The following is an 883-nucleotide window of genomic DNA, read 5'->3' as shown; positions in this document are numbered from 1 at the left end:
CCCGGCTACGCGATGCGTTGCGTCACGTGGCGGATTGTCCGGCAGAGACCCATATGGATTGCCCAAAGTTCAGGCGCCTCATGGAGTTTGCATCGCGTTCCGTCGCCACTCAAAAGCGATGAAAGCGTCTGCGTAGCCTGACAGCAGGCAGGTCTTTTAATGCAATTCGACGAATTGAAAATACGGGCTCGGAGTAATCATGTGCACAATTTCGATCTCGTCCAAGCTTGCCTCGGCTGATGCGAAGGCCTTAACTCCAAGCATCGGTCTTGTTCGCCTCTTAATGAACAGGTGGTCCTGTTCGACGATATTGTTCAGGTACTTCCGCCTGACCATCTCTATTGGTATCGGGCAACCAAAACCCTTGAGCATTCTGTTGATTGCTTTGATACCCGCAGTGTTTGTGCTGCTTTTGCCGATGACAATCTTTCGTGGGAGGCCGTTGACCTCCAGCATCTTGGCGAAGAACTTTGTGGCGACCTGTTTGCTGCGACGTTCTGAAAGCTTGAATTCGAGCGTTTTGGCCTGCTTGGGCTTCCACATATTGCGTGATAGCTAGTAAATGCTCGGCCATAGGTGCAAATCTGTTAATCTGAGGCAGCGCCAGAAGAATAGTAGAATGCAATCGCTTGCGCCCTGTTTTTAACCGAGAGCTTTTCATAGATGTTGCTCAGGTGAAATTTGACTGTATTTGTCGAGATTTGCAGGTCCTTCGAAAGTTCACGATTGGATAGGCCCTTGGCCAACGCTTCAAGGATGACGCGCTCTTTACGAGACAGGCTGTGAATTGGATCCTGCTGCATTTTTCGTACGTCGATAAACGGAAATACCATCTTGCCTCGGGCAACATCCGAACAAGTTTCCAGCAAAACATCGACCTCAC

At 49.8% G+C, this 883-nt stretch carries 1 protein-coding gene and 1 pseudogene; both read right to left on the bottom strand.

Translation table 11 applies throughout. The annotated features are described in order from the left end of the window. Positions 1-156 precede the first annotated feature (156 nt). Positions 157-531, bottom strand: a pseudogene (locus ACR0AL_RS20960) (DDE-type integrase/transposase/recombinase); the annotation flags it as partial. A gap of 56 nt (positions 532-587) precedes the next feature. Beyond that, positions 588-883, bottom strand: a 296-nt coding sequence (locus tag ACR0AL_RS20955) for a helix-turn-helix domain-containing protein (RefSeq protein ID WP_480664540.1), incomplete at its 5' end; no start/stop codon positions are given.

Source organism: Ruegeria sp. BB1 (genome assembly GCF_056539465.1).
This window is presented reverse-complemented; position numbering and strand designations above follow the sequence as displayed.